Source organism: Bradyrhizobium sp. P5_C11_2, from assembly GCF_054049755.1.
In genome coordinates this window covers 1-1,122 of record NZ_JBFULT010001068.1, presented here as the reverse complement: position 1 = coordinate 1,122, position 1,122 = coordinate 1, and the positions used below count along the sequence as shown (strand labels likewise).

Here is a 1,122-nt window from a genome sequence, read left to right as displayed (position 1 = left end):
CAATTGCACGGTTAACAGGCCCATCAACACCAGATTAAGGAATGGGTCCAATGCTGATGCACATCACCTCAGTGTCGTTGCCTCATCCGCACTCCCTTTGCGAACTGGGGATACCGACCGAAACCGATCTGATCGTCAGCCTGAGCGAACTTACCTATCGGAGGTGCAGCGAGATCTACGGCGAGAAGGAACCAGCCGATTATGTCTATCAGGTCAAGTCAGGCGCAGTACGAAGCTACAAGCTGCTTCCTGATGGCCGCCGGCAAATCGGCGCATTTCATGTTTCCGGCGATATCTTCGGACTGGAGAATGGAAGCGTGCACCGCTCTACGGCAGAAGCCGTCGTGGACACGACGGTTCTCCTCATCCGGCGACAGAGTCTCGATGCAATTGCCGACAGTGACGGCGCACTGGCCAAGCACCTGCTCCGCAGGACCACCAGCAATCTGAAGCATGCGGAAGACCATATGCTGCTCCTTGGGCGCAAAACCTCGATCGAGCGCGTCGCGGCCTTCATCCTTGAGATGGACAAGCGGCTCACCGACGCCGGCATTTTGGCACTGCCAATGTCACGGCGTGATATCGCGGACTACCTTGGACTCACGCTGGAAACCGTTTCGCGGGCGTTATCGCATCTGCGCAAGCTTGGCATCCTCGGCTTCATCGGTGCCACCCAGCGCCAGATCGTGCTGTTGGACCGGCAGCAACTCGCCGGCCTCGATCGTCAGAATTGAAAGCCGGGTCGAAGCGAAGACCCTCTGCCGTTCTTAATTGAGAGGCCCCGGTACCATGCCGGGGGGCCTCCAATCTGCAATCTGCGCGGAAGTACGGTTCTCGTTCAGAAAACGCGAGCTCTCATAACGCGGGCTCTTAGGAAGGAAGTGCTGCGAACGTCCATGAGTCTAAGATCGATCAGACCCTAAGCCCGTAACGAAATGGCAACACTTGAGAGCGGTGTATGTGCTCGGCAACGTGCTTATTCCGCGTCGAGACCTGTATCTCGCTCAGCGTTCCATTGTTCATCGACAAGCCAGGCTTGGATGCGTGCCGACGGAATGAGTTGCCTGGGGACGTGCGGATTGATCGTGCCCGCAAATACAACGAGACCTTCGTCGAGCTTTG

At 57.1% G+C, this 1,122-nt stretch carries 1 protein-coding gene; it reads left to right on the top strand.

Annotated elements, in window-relative coordinates; all coding sequences use genetic code 11:
* The first annotated feature begins 50 nt into the window (after nt 1–50).
* A complete protein-coding gene (locus tag ACXJL8_RS41710) occupies nt 51–734 on the top strand; it encodes a helix-turn-helix domain-containing protein (protein WP_456624406.1) in 684 nt (227 codons plus the stop codon).
* Nucleotides 735–1,122: the final 388 nt, after the last annotated feature.